At 68.4% G+C, this 18,241-nt stretch carries 17 protein-coding genes; 10 read left to right on the top strand and 7 right to left on the bottom strand.

The features are described 5' to 3' along the window. Positions 1–123: 123 nt before the first annotated feature. The 6 genes from G6N31_RS02015 to G6N31_RS01990 all read left to right on the top strand — a co-directional run bounded on the left by G6N31_RS02015 (position 124) and on the right by G6N31_RS01990 (position 7,038). Positions 124–987, top strand: coding sequence for an SDR family oxidoreductase (locus G6N31_RS02015; protein ID WP_098004829.1), 864 nt, complete (start codon positions 124–126; stop codon positions 985–987). Next, positions 984–2,492 carry a class I adenylate-forming enzyme family protein gene (locus tag G6N31_RS02010; protein ID WP_098004828.1) on the top strand — a complete coding sequence of 503 codons (1,509 nt, stop codon included), beginning with the start codon at positions 984–986 and terminating at the stop codon, positions 2,490–2,492. The genes G6N31_RS02015 and G6N31_RS02010 overlap by 4 nt, the downstream gene beginning before the upstream one ends. A gap of 25 nt (positions 2,493–2,517) precedes the next feature. Further along, a complete protein-coding gene (locus G6N31_RS02005; protein WP_098004827.1) occupies positions 2,518–2,829 on the top strand; it encodes a hypothetical protein in 312 nt (103 codons plus the stop codon). A 13-nt stretch (positions 2,830–2,842) separates the two neighbouring features. Further along, entirely contained in the window at positions 2,843–4,168 is a 1,326-nt protein-coding gene (locus tag G6N31_RS02000) for an MFS transporter (protein ID WP_420091035.1), read from the top strand. 13 nt (positions 4,169–4,181) lie between these two features. Further along, on the top strand, positions 4,182–5,654 hold the full coding sequence (locus G6N31_RS01995; protein WP_098004825.1) for an adenylate/guanylate cyclase domain-containing protein: 1,473 nt from the start codon (positions 4,182–4,184) through the stop codon (positions 5,652–5,654). 67 nt (positions 5,655–5,721) lie between these two features. Then, positions 5,722–7,038 (top strand): MFS transporter, encoded by a 1,317-nt coding sequence (locus G6N31_RS01990; protein ID WP_098004824.1) that lies wholly within the window; start codon positions 5,722–5,724, stop codon positions 7,036–7,038. Between the two features lie 8 nt (positions 7,039–7,046). On the opposite strand, the gene G6N31_RS01985 is transcribed toward G6N31_RS01990, so the two are convergent. From G6N31_RS01985 to G6N31_RS01960, 6 genes are read right to left on the bottom strand one after another with little or no spacing between them, the layout of a single operon-like run. Further along, entirely contained in the window at positions 7,047–7,859 is an 813-nt protein-coding gene (locus tag G6N31_RS01985; protein WP_098004823.1) for an SDR family NAD(P)-dependent oxidoreductase, read from the bottom strand. Then, entirely contained in the window at positions 7,856–8,269 is a 414-nt protein-coding gene (locus G6N31_RS01980) for a nuclear transport factor 2 family protein (protein ID WP_098004822.1), read from the bottom strand. The genes G6N31_RS01985 and G6N31_RS01980 overlap by 4 nt, the downstream gene beginning before the upstream one ends. A 35-nt stretch (positions 8,270–8,304) precedes the next feature. Further along, positions 8,305–8,694, bottom strand: coding sequence for a Zn-ribbon domain-containing OB-fold protein (locus G6N31_RS01975; RefSeq protein ID WP_098004873.1), 390 nt, complete (start codon positions 8,692–8,694; stop codon positions 8,305–8,307). A 29-nt stretch (positions 8,695–8,723) separates the two neighbouring features. Then, positions 8,724–9,932: a thiolase family protein gene (locus G6N31_RS01970; RefSeq protein WP_098004821.1), complete on the bottom strand. Its 1,209-nt coding sequence runs from the start codon at positions 9,930–9,932 to the stop codon at positions 8,724–8,726. 28 nt (positions 9,933–9,960) lie between these two features. Beyond that, on the bottom strand, positions 9,961–12,183 hold the full coding sequence (locus tag G6N31_RS01965; RefSeq protein ID WP_098004820.1) for an acyl-CoA dehydrogenase family protein: 2,223 nt from the start codon (positions 12,181–12,183) through the stop codon (positions 9,961–9,963). Continuing rightward, the gene (locus tag G6N31_RS01960; RefSeq protein WP_179964253.1) at positions 12,180–13,196 is read right to left on the bottom strand and encodes an NAD-dependent epimerase/dehydratase family protein; all 1,017 of its coding nucleotides are present in this window, start codon (positions 13,194–13,196) and stop codon (positions 12,180–12,182) included. Before G6N31_RS01960 ends, G6N31_RS01965 begins: the two co-directional genes overlap by 4 nt. Positions 13,197–13,300: 104 nt before the next feature. On the opposite strand from G6N31_RS01960, the gene G6N31_RS01955 reads away from it, so the two are divergent. Then, positions 13,301–13,882: a TetR/AcrR family transcriptional regulator gene (locus G6N31_RS01955; RefSeq protein ID WP_098004818.1), complete on the top strand. Its 582-nt coding sequence runs from the start codon at positions 13,301–13,303 to the stop codon at positions 13,880–13,882. Continuing rightward, on the top strand, positions 13,879–15,714 hold the full coding sequence (locus G6N31_RS01950; RefSeq protein ID WP_098004817.1) for a sulfatase-like hydrolase/transferase: 1,836 nt from the start codon (positions 13,879–13,881) through the stop codon (positions 15,712–15,714). Before G6N31_RS01955 ends, G6N31_RS01950 begins: the two co-directional genes overlap by 4 nt. Positions 15,715–15,810: 96 nt before the next feature. On the opposite strand, the gene G6N31_RS01945 is transcribed toward G6N31_RS01950, so the two are convergent. After that, the gene (locus G6N31_RS01945) at positions 15,811–17,073 is read right to left on the bottom strand and encodes an amidohydrolase family protein (RefSeq protein ID WP_098004872.1); all 1,263 of its coding nucleotides are present in this window, start codon (positions 17,071–17,073) and stop codon (positions 15,811–15,813) included. A gap of 36 nt (positions 17,074–17,109) precedes the next feature. Between G6N31_RS01945 and G6N31_RS01940 the strand changes: the two genes are divergently transcribed. Both G6N31_RS01940 and G6N31_RS01935 read left to right on the top strand, forming a co-directional pair. Continuing rightward, complete coding sequence (locus G6N31_RS01940) at positions 17,110–17,961, top strand: AraC family transcriptional regulator (RefSeq protein ID WP_163721998.1); 852 nt, start codon at positions 17,110–17,112, stop codon at positions 17,959–17,961. 48 nt (positions 17,962–18,009) lie between these two features. Continuing rightward, complete coding sequence (locus G6N31_RS01935) at positions 18,010–18,240, top strand: hypothetical protein (protein WP_098004816.1); 231 nt, start codon at positions 18,010–18,012, stop codon at positions 18,238–18,240. The last annotated feature ends 1 nt before the right edge of the window (position 18,241 follow it).

Here is an 18,241-nt window from a genome sequence, read left to right as displayed (position 1 = left end):
GGAAAGATGCACGCCGCAGCGGGTGTGCGGACCCTGAATACCGTAGCGAGGCCCGGGCAGACAGCGATTATGGGATTCGCCTAAAATGAGAACGGCACTATCTGGCGCCGTCTGAGGAGGCTCATGTCCAGCTCGCCGAGCGAGACCACGTTCGCCAACCGCACCATGATCGTGTCCGGCGGCAGCCGCGGCATCGGATTGGCGATCGCGCTGGGCGCCGCGCGCCGCGGAGCCAACGTGGTGCTCCTGGCCAAGACCGCCGAACCCCACCCGAAACTGCCCGGCACCGTGCACACCGCGGTCGCGGAGGTGGAAGCCGCCGGCGGTAAGGGGGCCGCGGTGGTCGGCGACGTCCGCAAGGAAGAAGATGTCGCCCGCGCCGTGGATACCGCGGTCGAGCGCTTCGGCGGCGTCGACATCGTCGTCAACAACGCCAGCGCGATCGCGACCGAACCGACCGAAACGCTGCCGGTCAAGAAGTTCGACCTCATGATGGACATCAATGTCCGCGGCACCTTCCTGCTCACCAAGGCAGCCCTCCCGCATCTGCGCCGGTCGAGCAATCCGCACGTGCTCACGTTGGCGCCGCCGACGAACATGAACCCGCACTGGCTCGGCGCACACCCGTCCTACACGTTGTCGAAGTACGGCATGACGTTGCTGTCGCTGGGTTGGGCCGAGGAGTTCCGCGCCGAGCGGGACGGAGCCGGCATCGGCTTCAGCTGCCTGTGGCCCGAGACCTACATCGCCACCTCCGCGGTGACCAATCTCGCCGACGGTGCCGCGCTGGCCGAGGCCTCACGCAGCCCGGAGATCATGGGCGACGCCGCGACCGAGATCCTTTCCCGGCCGGCCGCCGAGGTGACCGGCAAGTGCTACATCGACTCGCAGGTGCTCGCCGAGTCGGGCGTCACCGACCTGTCCCGCTACGGTGGTGGGAACAACCCGATCCGTGACATCTTCGTCGACGAAACTGTGCGCGCATGAGCATCTCTCTGCTGCTGGAGATGGCCACCTCCGGCGATCCCGACCGCACCGCCGTCGTGGACGACGACCTGCGGCTGACCACCGATGAACTCAGCACGCTCGCCGACGGCGGCGCCGGCGTCATCGCCGCCTCGGGCGCTCAGCACGTCGCCTACGTCGGCACCGGCGGCGCCATGCTGCCCCTTTTGCTGTTCGCCGCGGCCCGCGCCGCCGTCCCGGTCACTCCGCTGAACTACCGCCTCTCGGCCGACGGCCTGCGCTCGCTGCTCGACCGGCTCCCCGACCCGCTCGTCGTGGTCGACGACGAGTACCGCGACGCGGTCGGCGACGGCTACCGGACGATGTCCTCGGCGGACTTTCTGGGCGCGGCGCGCATCGCCGAGCCGGCCGCGGAATTCGCCGACCCCGACGCCGTCGCGGTGGTGCTGTTCACCTCCGGTACCACCTCCAAACCCAAGGCGGTGGAACTGACCCACAACAATCTGACGAGCTACATCACCGGCACCGTGGAGTTCGCGTCGGCGCAGCCCGACGACGCCGCGCTGATCTGTGTGCCGCCGTACCACATCGCCGGTGTCGGGGCGGCGCTGTCCAACCCGTATGCCGGCCGGAAGATGGTGTACCTGAGACATTTCGACGCCCAGCGGTGGGTTGAGCTGGTCCGCACCGAGGGGGTCACCTCCGCGACGGTCGTGCCGACCATGCTCGACCGGATCGTCAGCGTGCTGGAAGCACAGGACGCCGCCCTGCCGACGCTGCGCACCCTGGCCTACGGCGGCTCGAAGGTCCCGCTGCCCCTGGTTCGCAAGGCGCTGTCCCTGCTGCCCGAGGTCGGGTTCGTCAACGCGTACGGACTGACCGAGACCAGCTCGACGATCGCCGTGCTCACCCCCGACGACCACCGCGCCGCGCTGGCCGCCAGTGACGAAGCGGCCACCCGTCGGCTGGGCTCGGTGGGTCAGCCCGTCCCCGGCATCGAGGTCGAGATCCGCGCCGAGGACGGCACCGTGCTGGGGCCCGGCGAGCCCGGAGAGCTGTTCGTCCGCGGCGATCAGGTGTCGGGCAAGTACACCGACATCGGGTCGGTGCTCGACGAGCAGGGCTGGTTCCCGACCAAGGACGTCGCCTACCTCGACGCCGAGGGATACCTATTCATCGGGGGGCGTTCGGACGACACCATCATCCGCGGTGGCGAAAACATCGCGCCGGCGGAGATCGAGGACGTTTTGGTCGAACACCCGCAGGTGCGCGATTGCGCGGTGGTCGGCGCCGACGACCCGCAATGGGGCCAGATCATCGTCGCGGTGGTGGTGCCCCAGCCTGGGACCGAACCCGATGTCGAAGACCTGCGCGCACATGTCCGTGCCCAGCTGCGGGGGTCCCGCACCCCCGACCGGGTGGTGTTCCGTGCGGAGCTGCCCACCAACGCGACCGGCAAGGTGCTGCGTCGCGAACTCGTAGCCGAAGTGAACCAGGACCGACCGTCGGCACTGCCGGCGACATAACGATCTCGACATAAGGAGCCCCTGCATGATCAAGAACGGCACCCGCCTGCAGTCGCAGGTCTGTGACACCCAGGTCATCGTCGTCCGCAGCGCAGACAGCCTCGACGATCTGCGGGCCGGAGGAGCGCCGATGATCCCGGTCGGCGCAGAAGGCCCAGGCGCCGATCCCACGCTTACCCTGGATGATTCGCTGGCCGAGGGCAACCTGATGGGAAAGCGGTACGTCGACGACAACGGCGCCGAGGTACTGGTCACCAAGGCCGGCAAGGGCACGCTGAGCATCGGGTCGACCCCGTTGGCACTCAAAGAGGCGAAGCCGCTGCCCGCAAGCGACTGACTTGGAGCCCGGCGTGCCGTCGCGCGCCTCGCCGCGCCGTGTCGCGATCGCCAGTTTCATCGGCACGACGGTCGAGTTCTACGACTTCCTGATCTACGGAACCGCCGCCGCGCTGGTGTTCCCGAAGCTGTTCTTCCCCAGCGCGTCTCCGGCTGCCGGCGTGCTGTTGTCGTTCGCCACCTTCGGCGTCGGCTTCTTCGCCCGGCCCTTGGGCGGCGTGGTGTTCGGCCACTTCGGCGACCGGTTCGGCCGCCGGCGGATGCTGGTGTACTCCCTGCTGGGGATGGGTGTGTCGACCGTTCTGATCGGGCTGCTGCCGACCTACGCGCAGATCGGCCTCGCGGCCCCGGTCCTGCTCGCGGTGTTGCGCCTGGCGCAGGGGTTCTGCGTCGGCGGTGAATGGGGCGGTGCGACGCTGATGGCCGTCGAACATGCCACCGCGCGTCGCCGCGGCTTCTACGGCGCGTTTCCCCAGATGGGTGCGCCCGCGGGCACGGCTGCGGCCACGCTGGCATTCTTTCTGGCCGCCCAGCTGCCCGACGACCGGTTCCTCGCGTGGGGCTGGCGGATCCCGTTCCTGGTCAGCGCGATCCTCATCGTGATCGGGCTGATCGTTCGGCTGACCGTCACCGAAAGCCCCGATTTCGCGGCACTGCAGCGACGGTCTGCGGTGGTCCGCACGCCGATCGTGGAGGCGGTTCGGCGGCACTGGCGCGAGATTCTGCTGGTGGCCGGTGCGTACCTGTCGCAGGGCATCTTCGCCTATATCTGCGTGGCCTACTTGGTTTCCTATGCGACCACGGCGGTCGGGCTGCCGCGCCAGTGGGCCCTGCTGGGTGTGTTCGTCGGCGCCGTCGTCGCCGTGCTGACCTACCCACTGTTCGGCTCGCTGTCGGACCGGTTCGGACGCAAACCGCTGTACCTGATCGGCGTGGTCGCGATGGCGCTCTCCGTGGTGCCCGGCTTCGCGCTGATCAACACCGGTCGGCCGGTGTTGTTCGTGCTGGCTCTGGTCCTGGTGTTCGGCCTGGCGATGGCACCGGCCGCCGGGGTGACGGGCGCGCTGTTCTCCATGACGTTCGACGCCGATGTCCGCTACTCGAGCGTGTCCATCGGCTACACGCTGTCCCAGGTCGTCGGTTCGGCGTTCGCCCCCACCATCGCCACGGCGCTGTACGCGGCCTTCGGGACGAGTACCGCGATCGCCGCGTATCTGATTGGTGCCTCGGTGATCTCAGCCCTCGCCGTATGCTTCCTGCCCGGGGGCTGGGGGCGCCCTGCCGAGAACCCCTCGGGCGCCAAAGGCATCGAAGAGCATTCCCGGCCGACGACCGGCTGATACCTTCGGCCCGGTGAGGCCGCCTCGCCTGTTGCTCCGTTATGCCGCGGGCCTGACCTCGGCATGGGTGTTCACCCTCGGTGAGGTGGTGGCGATCGTCGTGTCGCTGGCCGGGCGCAGCGTCATCACGATGTCGAACGGAATCGCGCTGGCGGTGATCGCGACAGCGGGCACCGCCATTGTCGCCGTCGGCGCGGTCGCGATTCTTGCGCCGTCGATGCGGTGGCTCAACGCCGGCCGGGAACCGACCCCCGACGAGGTGCGCTCTGCGTCCAAGACGATGCGCCGGCAGGCGGCCATCACCGTGGCCCCGTGGGTGCTGGCCGCAGCCATCGCGGTACCGCTGAACCGGAACGTGCCCGGCGACGGCTTCGTCGTGCTCACCTCGGCCATCATGTTCGGCGCCATCGCCACCGTCTGCACCGGTTTCCTGTTCACGCTGCGGGCCATCCGCCCGCTGCTGGCCGCGGTCCCCGGTAACGCGGTACGCCCGGTGGCACCCGGGGTGCGGGCCCGCTTGGTCATCATGTGGATCGTCTGTACCGGCCTGCCCGGCACCGCCATCGCGGTGCTGCTGGCGATGCGCGCCAACGACTGGCTGCTCGATCGGTCCGCCCCGATCGAACTTGCCGTCTTCGTGATGGCGCTGGTGGCCGTGGTGCTCGGCTTCCGCGCCATCATGCTGGTGTCGATGTCGATCTCCGATCCGGTCGGTGAAGTCGTCGGGGCGATGGCCGATGTCGAGAGGGGCAACTTCGATCGGACCATCGACGTCTACGAGTGGTCCGAAATCGGGCGACTGCAAAGCGGATTCAACCGTATGGTCGCCGGGCTGCGAGAACGCAACCGGCTGCGGGATCTGTTCGGTCGCCATGTCGGCGAGGAAGTGGCTCGACGGGCCATGGAGCAGAACGAGTCCCTGTCCGGTGACGAGCGCGACGTCGCCGTCCTGTTCATCGACCTGGTCGGCTCGACTCGATTGGCCGTCGACCGCGAGCCCCACGAGGTCGCCGAGATCCTGAACGCCTTCTTCCGCATTGTGGTGGCCGCCGTGGACGCACGCGGGGGCTTGATCAACAAGTTCCAGGGTGACGCGGCGCTGGCCGTCTTCGGCGCTCCACTGCGTGTCGCCCAACCGGCGGCGGCGGCTCTGGCGACCGCCCGCGCCTTGGCCGGCGATCTGCGCTCGCTGCCGGTCGATTTCGGGATCGGGGTCTCAGCGGGTCCGGTCTTCGCCGGCAACATCGGCGCCGCGAATCGGTACGAATACACGGTGGTCGGTGATGCCGTCAACGAGGCGGCCCGGCTGGCCGACCGCGCCAAGGAGTTCGACGAACGCATCCTGTGCTCCGGCGCGGCGTACACCAGGGCGTCGGACGGCGAGCGCAAGCACTGGGTCGCTCGCGGCGACACCACGCTGCGTGGTCGCACCGAGGCCACCCATATCTACTCCCCGGCCGTCGCCGCGGAGTTGACGGTGCCGTGACCTGGTCGCTTTACCTCTCCGGCACGACGGGATTGCTCGCGTATCCGTCTCAGCCCGGAGGACCTCGATGACCCTCGACCAGGCCGGTGCTCGCTCGAACCCACAACCCTCGCGCGTGCGCCCCGCGGTACGCGCCGCGGCGATCGGCAATGCCGTCGAGTGGTTCGATTTCGCCATCTACGGCTTCCTGGCGACCTACATCGCCGCAAAGTTCTTCCCGCCCGGCGATGACACGGCGGCACTGCTGAACACTTTCGCGATCTTCGCCGCAGCCTTCTTCATGCGCCCACTGGGTGGGTTCTTCTTCGGCCCCCTGGGGGACCGCATCGGGCGCCAGAAGGTGCTCGCGCGGGTGATCCTGTTGATGTCGGCCTCCACGCTGGCCATCGGGTTGGTGCCGACCTACGACACCATCGGTGTGCTGGCACCGATTCTGCTCCTCGTGTTGCGATGCCTGCAGGGTTTCTCGGCCGGCGGCGAGTACGGCAGCGGCGCAAGCTTTCTCGCCGAGTTCGCGCCCGACCGGCATCGGGGGTTCGTGGTGTCCTTCCTGGTGTGGTCGGTCGTGCTCGGTTTCCTGCTGGGATCGCTCACCGTCACCGGACTCGAGACCGTGCTCACCGAACCGGCGATGGAGTCCTACGGTTGGCGGATTCCGTTCCTGATCGCCGGGGCGATGGGTGTCGTCGGCCTCTACATCCGGCTGAAGCTCGGGGAGACACCAGAATTCGAGGCGCTACGCAACGACGGCGAGGTGTCGGCCTCGCCGTTGCGCGAGGCGCTCACGACGGCATGGCGACCGATCCTCCAGATTCTGGGACTGGTGGTCGTCCACAATGTGGGGTTCTACGTCGTCTTCACGTTCCTGCCCAGCTATTTCACCGAGACCCTCGGCTTCTCCACCACGGATGCGTTCGTGTCGATCACCGTCGCGAGCAGCGTCGCGCTGGTGTTGATTCCACCGCTGGGTGCGCTGTCGGACCGGGTCGGGCGCAAACCGCTGCTGATCTGCGGCGCCATTGCATTCGCTGTGTTCACCTATCCCCTGTTCCTGTTGCTCAATGCCGGTTCACTGCTCACCGCCGTTGCCGCTCACGCCGCGCTGGCCGCGATCGAAGCCGTGTTCGTCAGCGCCTCGTTGGCCGCCGGTGCGGAACTGTTCACCACGCGCGTGCGGTCCAGCGGCTATTCGGTCGGCTACAACGTGTCGGTGGCGGTGTTCGGTGGCACCGCGCCGTATGTGGCCACCTGGCTGGTGTCGCGCACCGGCAACGAGATCGCACCGGCGTACTACGTCGTCATCGCGGCGGTGGTCTCCCTGGTCACGGTGTTGACGATGCGCGAGACCGCCGCACGCCCGCTGCGCAGAGTCAACGGCGGCTGAGTGCCGACTTACTCGCCCATCGAGGCGGTGGAGGCCTGCATCATCAGCCGTACCGCGTCGTTGCGGGGCATACCGCCGAGCATCTGCGCCGCGGCGCGGATGTTCTCCCCGACGATCCACGTCGGCCCGTTGCGAAGGTTGGCGAACGCCTCGTCGATGACCTCCTGGACCGGCACGGCGTCGCGCGGACGCTCATCGGTCGAGGAGATCAGGCCGCGCTGATGCTCGAGGCGGCGCAATGACGGGGTGTCGGTCTTCCCCAGGATGAGGCCGAGGACGTCGACACCGCTGCCCTGCAACTCGGTCCACAACGCCTCCGCGAACACCATGTCGAATGCCTTGGTGGCGCCGTAGGCGACCATGTTCGGCGCGCCCGCCCACCCGGCACCCGAGCCGAGCAGCACGAGGGCGCCGCGCCCGCGCGCCACCATCGCCGGCGCGAAGTGATGACACAGCCGCATCGGCACCACACAGTTGCGGTGCACCATCGCCTCTGCCGAGCTGATCGGTTCGGACAGAAATGGTCTGAAGTTCGGATCGGCTCCGGCGCAGTAGACGACCATGCCGATCTCCAGGTCACCGGTCGCCTCGATCACCGTCTGGGCGGCCGTCTCGGTGGCCAGGTCGACCACCAGCACCCGGGTCTGGACCCCCGTGTCGGCACGAATTTCCGCGGCCACTTCGTCGAGCACGGCCGGCCGGCGAGCCAGCAGCGCGACGTTGAGGCCCCGTCGGGCGAGTTCGGCGGCGAATGCCGCTCCGACACCATCGGAGGCACCCGCGACCAACGCCCATGGTCCGTAAGCATCGGCGAACGTCATCCGGCGCTGACCGTCCGGATCAGCACCGTGGTGAATCGGCGCCGACGGATCCGCCAGCCGCTGTCGGTACGCACCAATTCGTCGTCGTAGAAGCCGGTGGCGTTCACCCCGGAGTTGTTGTCCGCGGACATGATCAGCCCGTCGATGTAGGCGCGCGATGTCGCGGTGTCGCCGTCGACGTCGACGGATTCGTTGGTGATGCGGTGCAGCGTGTACCCGGCCAACTCGTGCGCGGTGACCATGAAGTCGACGACGGCGTCAACGCCGTGCCACGTTCCGATCTCGCCGTAGTCGAGTTCACAGTCCTCGGTGAAGACCGTACGGAACAGCGGCCAGTCGCGCCGGTCGATGCCGGTGGCATAGCGGATCAAGAGGTCGCGGATGTCCTGCCGGTCGTCGCGGACGGTCATGCGGTGTCTCCGTTCGGATGGGGTGGCGCTCAGCGCTACGCCGGCGCGTAGCGCAACATCGTCACGTCGTGGTCGGGATAGTCGCAGAACACCGGCTTGACCCGCATGCCGATCCGGATTTCTGCCGGCTCGACGTTGACCAGTTCGGTCGAGAACCGCGGTCCCTCATCCCATTCGACGATCGCGAGCAACTGCGGTACCGCATCGGCGAAGTGTGGACCGACAGGGCGCCGGGCCACCGTGAACGAGTACAGCGTCCCCATTCCCGAGATCTCCCGCCATTCGAGGTCGTCGGCCAACGTCCTCGGCGCCCGCACCCGCGGGTAGAAGACATAGCTCTGCAACGACGGTGAGTACTGGATCCTCACCCGATGCTCGGACAGCGCATCCCAGAAGGGCGCAGTGGTCGGCGTTTTGACGGGCATCGGGCGTTCGAACGTCGGGGTGGTCACGGTCAGTCACCTTCCAGGACGAGGGCGGTTTGCTCGCTGAGGATGCCGCCGTTGCCGGACACGAACGCCCGGTGACAGTCGGCGACCTGTGCGGCGCCGGCTCGGCCCATGATCTGGCGGGTGGCATCGCAGACGTGGTGCATGCCCCCGGCATTGCCGGCCTGCCCGAATCCCAGTTGTCCGCCGGCGGTGTTGAGGGGGAAGTCACCGCGGAACGTCAAGTCGTGGGACGAGACGAACTCCATGCCCTTGCCTTTCTCGCAGAACCCGGCGTCCTCCAGACTGAGCAGCACCGTGATGGTGTAACAGTCGTAGATCGACACCATGTCCATCTGTTCCCGGCCCAGCCCTGACATCGCGAATGCGGTTTCCGCGGCGCGCACGATCGGGGTGGTGAGCAGATCCTCCGCGTAGGTGGGGGTCTTGAACGGCACCTGCTCGCCGAATCCCTTGACCCAGACCGGCCGGTTGGCCGCCCGCGCGGCGACTTCAGCGCTGGCCACCACGACGGCGGCACCACCCACGCACGGCATCACGATCTCGAGCATGTGCAAGGGGTCCGCGATGACCGGGCTGGCCAGCACCTCCTCGACGGTCAGGGGCGTGTGCTGCCAGATCGCGCCGTCGGTGTGGTTGGCGTTGAATCGCTGGTCGACCACGAGCTTGGCCATCGTGCGTTCGTCGTAGCCGTACGTGGCGGCATACCGTTGCGCGACCTGACCGTACGGACCGTTCTGACCGAGATTTCCGTAAGGGATCTCGAATTCCGCCTGGGGCGAGCCGTACTGGTTGCTGGACGCTCCGAAGAAGACCGCGTCGCTCAAGGGTTTGGGTTTCTTCTCCGAGGTCGGTGTGATGTAGCGGGCCGGGATGGCGCACAGCACCACGTCGCAGACACCCAGCTCGACGGCGGCCGCGGCCCGCCAGATCATCCCGGCGGCGCTGGCGCCACCCAGGTCGACCAGTTCGGCGAAGTTCGCCCTCACCCCGAGGTATTCGGCCACCGTGGACGGGACGAAGATCTCCGTCTCGCCCAGGTGCGTGGTGACGATTCCGTCGACGAGGTCGCCGGGCAGCCCGGCGTCGGCCAGCGCTGCGGCACCGAGTTCGGCCCACTGCTCGAGGGTGAACGGCGCCGGGGTCGCCTTGCTGAGGCGTTCCGGTGGCAATTCGACGTATCCGACGATGGCCGCTTCTCCGCGCAATCCCATGTGTGCTCGCTTTTCCGGGTCGGCCCGCTCATCCACGGGGAAGACCGAGGATCATCTGGGCGATGATGTTGAGCTGGATCTCTTTCGTGCCGCCACCGATCAGTTCGGCCGGCAGGTGGAAGTAAGGTTCGACGACCACGGGGTCGGAGTCCTCGAGCAGTCCCGCCGGGGCGGCGAGGTCCAACGCGGCCTTGAACGTGCGCCGCAGCATCACATTCATGGCGACCTTCGCGATGCTCGACGTCGGACCGGGCGCCTGCCCGTCGAGCAGCCGCATCACCTCCCGCACGGCGAGCACCTTGATCGCGTTCGCGTAGGCGTCGGCCTCGCCCAGCGCGGCCCGCACCCGCGCGTGGTCGGGGCGGTCCTGCCCGGCGAGGGTGCGCAGGATGTGGGCCCGGTCGAAGTTGACGTAGCCACTGATGGCCACCCGCTCCTGTGCCATCGTCGCGATCGCGAGGTTCCAGCCGTCAGTGGGACCGCCGAGCAACAGTTCGTCGGGCACGAAGACGTCGTCGAGGAACACCTCGTTGAAGTGCGCCTCACCGGTGGCCTGGCGGATCGGTTGCAGTTCAACGCCTTCGGCGCGCATGTCGACGATGAAGTAGCCGATGCCGCGGTGTTTGGCGGCGTCGGGGTCGGTGCGTGCGAGCAGCGCTCCGTAATCGGCGATATGCGCCGAGGAGGTCCAGATCTTGTGGCCGTTGACCCGCCACCCGCCGTCGACCTTTGTGGCCCGGGTGGTCAGCGAGGCCAGGTCGGACCCGGCCCCGGGCTCGCTGAACAGCTGGCACCAGGTCATGTCACCGCGCTGGGTGGGCGGAATGAACCGCTGCTGGAGGTGTTCGGGCGCGGAACTGATCAGCGTGGGCAGGATCCACTCGGCGATGTTCAGCGACGGGCGCACCAGCCCAGGCCGTCTGGCGAACTCCTCGTCGATGATCAACAACTGCACCTGGGTGGCGCCGACCCCCCATGGCCTCGGCCAGTGCGGGGCGATCAAACCCGCTTCGGCCAGCAGCGTGCGTTGCGGCCCGGTGGCCAGATTCTCGTAGTCGCCCTGGCGTCCGGGCCGGTCGTTGCGCAACGTGGCCGCCTCGTCCAGCACGCGGGCGACCCACGCGCGGAACTCCGCATCGACATCGCCCAGCTTCACCGACACGTCCCGACTCTCGGTGCGGGTGAGGGTGCCGAGACGCTGCGCGAAATGTCCGGCCGGCCCGATCGAGGCAGCCAGGCTGGTGGCCTTGCGCCAGTACAGATGCAGGTCGTGTTCCCAGGTGAACCCGATCGCACCGAACATCGTCAACGTGTCGAAGACCAGGTCCGGAGCGGTGGCCACGGCCATCAACGCCGCTGTGCCGGCCGCGATCTCGTTCTGCACCGGCGTCTCGGCCGCCGATCGCACCGCATCCCAGGCCGCCGCGGCCGCCAGCTCGCAGTTGACCAGCAGCATCGCCGCCTGATGTTGGAGAGCCTGGAAGCTTCCGATCGGCCGGCCGAACTGTTCGCGGGTGCGCAGGTGGTCGGTGACCGCGTCGACACACCAGCGCACCGTCCCGGCTGCCGCGCACGCGGTCAGCGCCACCGCGATCGAGCCGGCCCGCACCGGGTCGATCCCGGACAGGACCGCCTCCGGTCCGGCGACGTGACCGTCGAGGCACAGCACGCCGACGTCGACGGTCTTGTCGGTGCCGGTGCGCGGTTCCACGGCTGCGCCGGGCCCTGCCGGGTCCACCGCACACCACACGGTTTCGCCGTCGGCGTCGGCCGCGAGCACGATGATCTGCGCCGAGCACACGCCCAGCGTCGCGGGCGACGTGCCGCGCAGTTCCCACCCGTCGCCCGCCGGTGTCGCGCGGATGGTGTGCTGCGCAGGCAGGACCAGCGCCGCGGGCGCGCCGTCGGCGAGGCGGGTCAGCAGGGCGTCCGATGCCGCCCCGTCGCGGGCCAGCATGCCGACCGCACCGGCGAGCACCGTCGGCAGCACCGGGCCGGGCAGCAGCGCGGTGGCGGCGGCCTCGAGCACGCACCCGGTGTCGACCAGGGTGCCTCCCTGGCCGCCGACCCGCTCGGGCAAGTGCACCGCGTGAAATCCCTGCTGGGTGAAGGCATCCCACCAGTCTGGGCATTCTCCCTTGGCCAGCGCGTCGAATGCCGCACGGGTGGCGTCGACCGGAGCGTGCCGCGCCGCGAACTGCGCCACCGCCTCGGCGAGCTGGCCCTGTTCGGGCGTCAGACCGACGCTCATCGGGTCATCGCCTCCGACACCGGTCTGCGGTAGCGGTCGCGGAAGAAACGCGCTGCCGCACGGATCGCCTCCGGTGTCGGCTGCGGTTGCCAGCCGAGTTCCCGCACCGCTTTGGAGTGATCCATCGGCGACATGATGTCCATCAGCCGGATGTTCAGCGGCGTGAACTTGGTCTCGGTGCCGCGCATCCGGGCGGCCGCATCGCTGAGGTGGCTCAGCACCCACATCAGCCGGATCGGGACACGCCGCTTCGGCGGTGGCACACCGACTGCCGCGCAGCCGATCTCGTAGATCTCACGAGCGCTCATGAAGCGTTCGGAAACGATGTAGCGCTGACCTGGGCGGCCTCGTTCGCCGGCCAGTAGCAGCGCTTGCGCGGCGTCCTCGACGCCGACCACCTCGGAGGCATATCCGTCGATGGAGAACGGCAGCCTGCCGCGGACCGCGGCCGCCAGCAGTCCCCCGTGCGGTGTGGGGAGCCAGTCGCCCGGACCGTAGGTGTTGGCCACGCACATCGCGACCCCGGGCAGTCCGTGGTCAGCACAGTAGTCCAGCAGGCACCGCTCGGCCGCGACCCGGGACGCGATGTAGGCACCGCCGATGTCACCCCAGTTGTGGACGGTGGTCTCGTCGGCCAAGCCGTGGTCGACCCGACCGATCGTGCCGATGGTGCTGGTGTAGACGAAGCGTGCCAACGACGCCCGCGCCGCGATGTCGAGCACGCTGCGCAGACCCTCGACGTTGGTGCGCCACAACGGTGCCGGATCGCGCAGCCACGGACGGGCGTCGACGACGCAGTAGTAGACGACGTCGCAGCCGCGCATCGCGTCGGCGACCGCGTCGGCGTCGAAGATCTCGCCGCGGCGCACGTCGAGAGGTAGCCCGTCGATGGCACGCGTCGAACTCGTCGGGCGGATCAGCACCCGCACGTCGTCCTCACCACGGACGACCAGTTGCCTGGTGACGTGCGATCCGAGGAATCCGCTGGCACCGATCACCAGCTTCGTCGCCATCACTGCCCTTCCGCCGTTCGCGAGACGCACCGTCTCGCCGTGTGGGAGACTACGGGGCGATGTCCCAGCGTGTAAAGCGACGGACGAGCAAGGACCTGCACTCGATGACCACCGACGTGACCGCACCCAGGCGCCGCAGCGAGAAGTCTCGGCTGGCCATCGTCGCCGCCACGCGTGACATGTTGCTGGAACGCGGGTTCGACAAGTTGAGCATCGAGGCGGTGGCGGCCCGGGCGGGAGTGGGTAAGCAGACCATCTACCGGTGGTGGCCGAGCAGACACGCGCTGGTGGCTGATGTGATCCTGGACTACGCCGACCGCATCTTGCGGCCGATCGCGTCCACCGGCGACCTCACCGCCGACTGTTGCGCGTGGGCGGTGGACCTCGCCAAAACACTGACCACGGCTCGCGGTAACGCGATGCTGCGTTTCCTGACCACCGCCGGCATGGAGTATCCGGACACCGCCGCCCGACTGCGGGCCGGCTTCAGCGTGCCGCTGCACGACACGGTGCGCAACCGGCTGCTGACGGCGGGACTCGGTGAAGACGCGGCGCGCGACGCCGCCGACGCCATCGTCGGCGGTGTGGTCTACGCGATTCTGACCGAGGGACGAGCGTTCGCCCCGCACCGCGCCGAGACGATCACCCGCACCGTACTGTCCGGAGCCCGAGGAGCCAGCTCATGACATCCACCCGCCCCGACATCGTCATCGTGATGACCGACGAGGAACGCGCGACACCGCCCTACGAGAGCGCCGCGGTGCAGCGCTGGCGGAAGGAAGCGCTGCCGGGCCGCGGGTGGTTCGACGAGCACGGCGTCAGTTTTGCCCGCCACTACACCGGGTCGCTGGCGTGCGTACCGAGCCGGCCGACCATCTTCACCGGCCACTACCCGGACCTGCACGGGGTCACCCAGACCGACGGCCTCGGCAAGAATTACGACGACTCGCGGCTGCGCTGGCTGCGCCGCGGCGAGGTGCCGACTCTGGGCAACTGGTTCCGCGCCGCAGGCTATGACACCCACTACGACGGCAAGTGGCACATCTCGCATGCCGACCTCGTCGACCCGGCCACCGGGGAGACCCTGGCCACCAATGACGACGAGGGCCGAGTCGACTCCGCTGCTGTCCGGCGCTATCTGGAGGCTGATCCTCTTGCGCCGTACGGGTTCTCCGGCTGGGTGGGACCGGAGCCGCACGGCGCGAAGTTGTCCAACGCGGGCGTCCGTCGTGATCCGCTGATCGCCGATCGGGTGGTGGCATGGCTCGACGACCGGTACGCGCGCCGACGCGCCGGCGATCCGGCCGCACTGCGGCCCTTCCTGCTGGTGGCCAGCTTCGTCAACCCACACGACATCGTGCTGTTCCCCGGGTGGTCGCGGCGCAGCCCGCTGACGCCGTCCCCGTCGGATCCGCCGCACGTCCCGCCCGCGCCGACCGCCGAGGAAGATCTGTCCACCAAACCCGCGGCGCAGAAGTCATTTCGGGATGCGTATTACTCGGGATACGGTCCCGCGCGGGCCATCGAGCGCACGTACAGGCGTGGCGCCCAGCGTTATCGCGACCTGTACTACCGGCTGCACGCCGAGGTGGACTCCCCGATCGATCGGGTGCGTCGCGCCGTCACCGAGGGCGGCTCGGGCGCCGGGCCCGACGAGACCGTGCTGGTCCGTACGGCTGATCACGGCGACCTGCTCGGCGCGCACGGCGGTCTGCACCAGAAGTGGTTCAACCTGTACGACGAGGCGACACGGGTACCGTTCGTCATTGCGCGGATCGGTCGGAACCCGACCACCGCGCGCACGGTGACCGCACCGACCTCGCACGTCGACCTGGTGCCGACGCTGCTGGCCGCGGCCCACGTCGACGTCGGCCGCGTCGCGGAGGAACTGGCCCAGGACTTTTCCGAGGTGCACCCCCTCATCGGGTGCAACCTGATGCCGGTGGTCGACGGTGCCCCCGCCGACGACGATCGACCCGTCTACCTGATGACCCGCGACAACGTACTCGAGGGCGACACCGGAGCGTCGGGGGCGGCGCGTGCCCTCGGCCTGACCGCGAGAGTGCCTCGACCGCTGCGCATCCGGATCCCGGCCAACACCGGCGCCAACTTCGAAGGGCTTGTCCTACGGGTCGATGACGGGGTGGCCGAAGGTGGCCGAGGACACCTGTGGAAGCTGGTCCGCTCGTTCGACGACCCGTCGACATGGACCGAGCCCGGGGTGCGGCAGCTGGCCGCCGACGGCCGTCGCGGGCCGACGTATCGGAGTACCCCGCTCGACGACCAGTGGGAACTGTACGACCTGACCGTCGATCCGTCGGAAGCACACAATCGATGGACCGACCCCGACCTGCACGCCCTGCGTAGTTTCCTTCGCACCCAGCTGAAATCGGTTCGTACGCAGTCCGTTCCCGAGCGCAATCGGCCGTGGCCCTACGCCGCGCGCAGGTCGGCTCCCAGAGCCGCGCACCGGCCGGTGCGCGATGCGCTGACCGCGGTGCGACGTCGGCTGCGCTGACGCCGGCGAGCCGGCAAATCAGGCACCGCCGGCGAGCCGGCAAATCAGGCACCGCCGGCGAGCCGGCAAATCAGGCACCGCCGGCGAGCCGGCAGATCAGGCCCCCGCGAGCTGCTTTTCCTGGTACAACCGCGCCCACTCGGCGCGCGACCGGATCGACGTGTCGACATCGGTGGCCTTGGCCCGCAGCGCACCCACGGTGGCCTCGGTCTTTTCGGTGCGAGCGAACGGATCCCACGAGAAGAAGTTGCAGGCGTTCTGCCAGGTGATCTTGTTGATGTCGGTGGCGTCGGCGCCGGCCGCCGTCAACTCGGCGAGCACCTGCTCGGGCGCATCGGGCCAGAAGCAGTCCGAGTGCGGATAGTCGCATTCCCACGCGATGATGTCGATGCCGATCTCATGCCGGAGCTTCAGCGAGGTCTTGTCGGTGACATAGCAGGCCAGCGAGTGCTCGCGGAACACGTCGGAGGGCAATTTGTCGCCGAAGTCGCGGCGCAGCCATTTCTGATTGGTGTAGTGGCGGTCGCTGCGGTCGAGGTAGAACGGGATCCAGCCGATGCCGCCTTCGGAGAACGCGAACTTCAGATCCGGGTAGTTGCGCATCGCCGGGCCCCACAGCAGGTCCTGCGCGCACATCGCCGACACCTGGGTGGCCAGGATGATCAGGTTGTCGATCGGGGCGTCCTTGGCCATCGAGATCGCGCCGAACCCGGTGCCAATGTGCAGGCACATCACCACGTTCTCCTCCGAGAGCGTGCGGAACACCGGGCCCCAGTAGTCCTCGTCGAAGTAGCTGGGCAGACCTTCCAGGTGGGGCAGTTCCGGCATGGTGACCGCGCGGCAGCCCTTGGCGGCGACGCGACGGATCTCGTCACACATGGCTGCGGGATTCCAGGTCGGCAGGATCGCGATCGGAATGAACCGGTCCGGGTAGGAACCGGCCCACTCGTCGATGTGCCAGTCGTTGTAAGCCGACACCATCACCAGGGTGGTCTCCTCGCGGTGCATGTTGAGATGGCGCGCGGAGAAGCCGGTGAACGTCGGGAAACACATCGAGGCGAGAATGCCGTTGCGGTTCATGTCGCGCACCCGCTCGTGGACGTCGTAGACGCCGGGACGCATCTCGGCGAACCCGGCCGGATCGCGGCCCCACTCCTCGGCCGGCCAGGACACGACCGCGTTCAGACCGCTGACGCCCTGCGGGCGGCCCTGGTACATCCACTGGTCGACGCCCTTGTCGTCGGTGACGACGATCGGGGCCTCGTCCTTGTACTTGGCCGGCACATGGCGCAGGAACATGTCCGGCGGTTCCACCACGTGGTCGTCGATACTCACCAGAATCAGGTCGTCGGTGCTCAGATCGGCAGTCATATCCCAGTAGTACCGTCTCCAGACATGACCGCCTCTGCGTTCTCGGACAGAAACTTGTCCGAGTCGGCCAACCTGGTCTCTGCCCCGCGGCGACGGGTGATCGATCTGCGCCGCGGCGGCCGCGCCCTGGGCGGCAGCTACCTCTACGAGGGCGACGCGCTGATCACCGGGTGGCACTCCCACGACGTCCACCAGATCGAGTACGCGCTGCACGGTGTCGTCGAGGTCGAGACTGACTCGGCCCATTACCTGCTGCCTCCCCAGCAGGCCGCGTGGATTCCGGCCGGCCTGGAGCACCAGGCCGTGATGAATCCCGACGTCAAGACGGTCGCGGTGATGTTCGACCGGTCGCTGATCACCGACGCGGGCGACCGCGCCCGCATCCTGGCGGTGTCACCGCTGATCCGGGAGATGATGATCTATGCGCTGCGCTGGCCTATCGAGCGAGCGTGCGGCGACGACACCGCCGACGGGTTCTTCCGCACCCTGGCCGCGCTGGTCACCGAGGCGCTCGACCACGAGGCCCCGCTCAGCCTGCCCACCTCCGATCATCCGATCGTCGCCGCGGCCATGGCCTACACCAAAGAGCACCTCGACTCCGCCACTTGCGCGCAGGTGAGCAAGGCGGTCGCGGTGTCCGAGCGCACGTTGCGCCGGCTGTTCTCCGACACACTCGGGTTGCCGTGGCGGACCTACCTGCTGCATGCCCGCATGCTGCGCGCCATGGCGTTGCTGGCCGCACCGATGCAGACGGTGCAGGACACCGCCACCGCCGTCGGGTTCGACAGCGTCAGCTCCTTCACCCGGGCGTTCACCCAGTACTGCGGTGAGACACCGTCCGCCTATCGGCGCCGGGTCACCGAATCGGCAGAATGAGAGCTGCGGCACGTTTGCCGACGGTGCAGACGGGGCATTAACCGGTGCATGGCAGAAGGCACTCCCCACGCGGACGATCCGTTCAACGAGGCGGTCGCTACCACCGGTCTGTTCCTGTTGGTGTCTGCCGTCATCGCGCTGGCAGTGGCCGTGGCGAGCTGGGGCACATCGGAGACCTTGATCGCCGCCCTTGCGAGCAGCGCTGCGCTGCTCAGCTTCGCGGCCAGCATCTTCTGCTTCAAGACACAGGCCGGCGATAACGCGGTTGCCGAGGCGTAGC

This window comes from Mycolicibacterium duvalii (assembly GCF_010726645.1).
Taxonomy (GTDB): domain Bacteria; phylum Actinomycetota; class Actinomycetes; order Mycobacteriales; family Mycobacteriaceae; genus Mycobacterium; species Mycobacterium duvalii.
The sequence above is the reverse complement of the archived record's forward strand: the minus strand, read 5'-3'. Positions and strand labels throughout refer to the sequence as shown.

Bases quoted from the DNA above. Each gene is read 5' to 3' on its own strand.
- G6N31_RS01935 (WP_098004816.1), top strand. From the start codon at position 18,010: ATGGCAGAAGGCACTCCCCACGCGGACGATCCGTTCAACGAGGCGGTC.
- G6N31_RS01960 (WP_179964253.1), bottom strand. From the start codon at position 13,196: ATGGCGACGAAGCTGGTGATCGGTGCCAGCGGATTCCTCGGATCGCAC.
- G6N31_RS01955 (WP_098004818.1), top strand. From the start codon at position 13,301: ATGACCACCGACGTGACCGCACCCAGGCGCCGCAGCGAGAAGTCTCGG.
- G6N31_RS01940 (WP_163721998.1), top strand. From the start codon at position 17,110: ATGACCGCCTCTGCGTTCTCGGACAGAAACTTGTCCGAGTCGGCCAAC.
- G6N31_RS01975 (WP_098004873.1), bottom strand. From the start codon at position 8,694: ATGCCCGTCAAAACGCCGACCACTGCGCCCTTCTGGGATGCGCTGTCC.
- G6N31_RS01980 (WP_098004822.1), bottom strand. From the start codon at position 8,269: ATGACCGTCCGCGACGACCGGCAGGACATCCGCGACCTCTTGATCCGC.
- G6N31_RS02010 (WP_098004828.1), top strand. From the start codon at position 984: ATGAGCATCTCTCTGCTGCTGGAGATGGCCACCTCCGGCGATCCCGAC.
- G6N31_RS01950 (WP_098004817.1), top strand. From the start codon at position 13,879: ATGACATCCACCCGCCCCGACATCGTCATCGTGATGACCGACGAGGAA.
- G6N31_RS02015 (WP_098004829.1), top strand. From the start codon at position 124: ATGTCCAGCTCGCCGAGCGAGACCACGTTCGCCAACCGCACCATGATC.
- G6N31_RS01970 (WP_098004821.1), bottom strand. From the start codon at position 9,932: ATGGGATTGCGCGGAGAAGCGGCCATCGTCGGATACGTCGAATTGCCA.
- G6N31_RS01965 (WP_098004820.1), bottom strand. From the start codon at position 12,183: ATGAGCGTCGGTCTGACGCCCGAACAGGGCCAGCTCGCCGAGGCGGTG.
- G6N31_RS02005 (WP_098004827.1), top strand. From the start codon at position 2,518: ATGATCAAGAACGGCACCCGCCTGCAGTCGCAGGTCTGTGACACCCAG.
- G6N31_RS01985 (WP_098004823.1), bottom strand. From the start codon at position 7,859: ATGACGTTCGCCGATGCTTACGGACCATGGGCGTTGGTCGCGGGTGCC.
- G6N31_RS01990 (WP_098004824.1), top strand. From the start codon at position 5,722: ATGACCCTCGACCAGGCCGGTGCTCGCTCGAACCCACAACCCTCGCGC.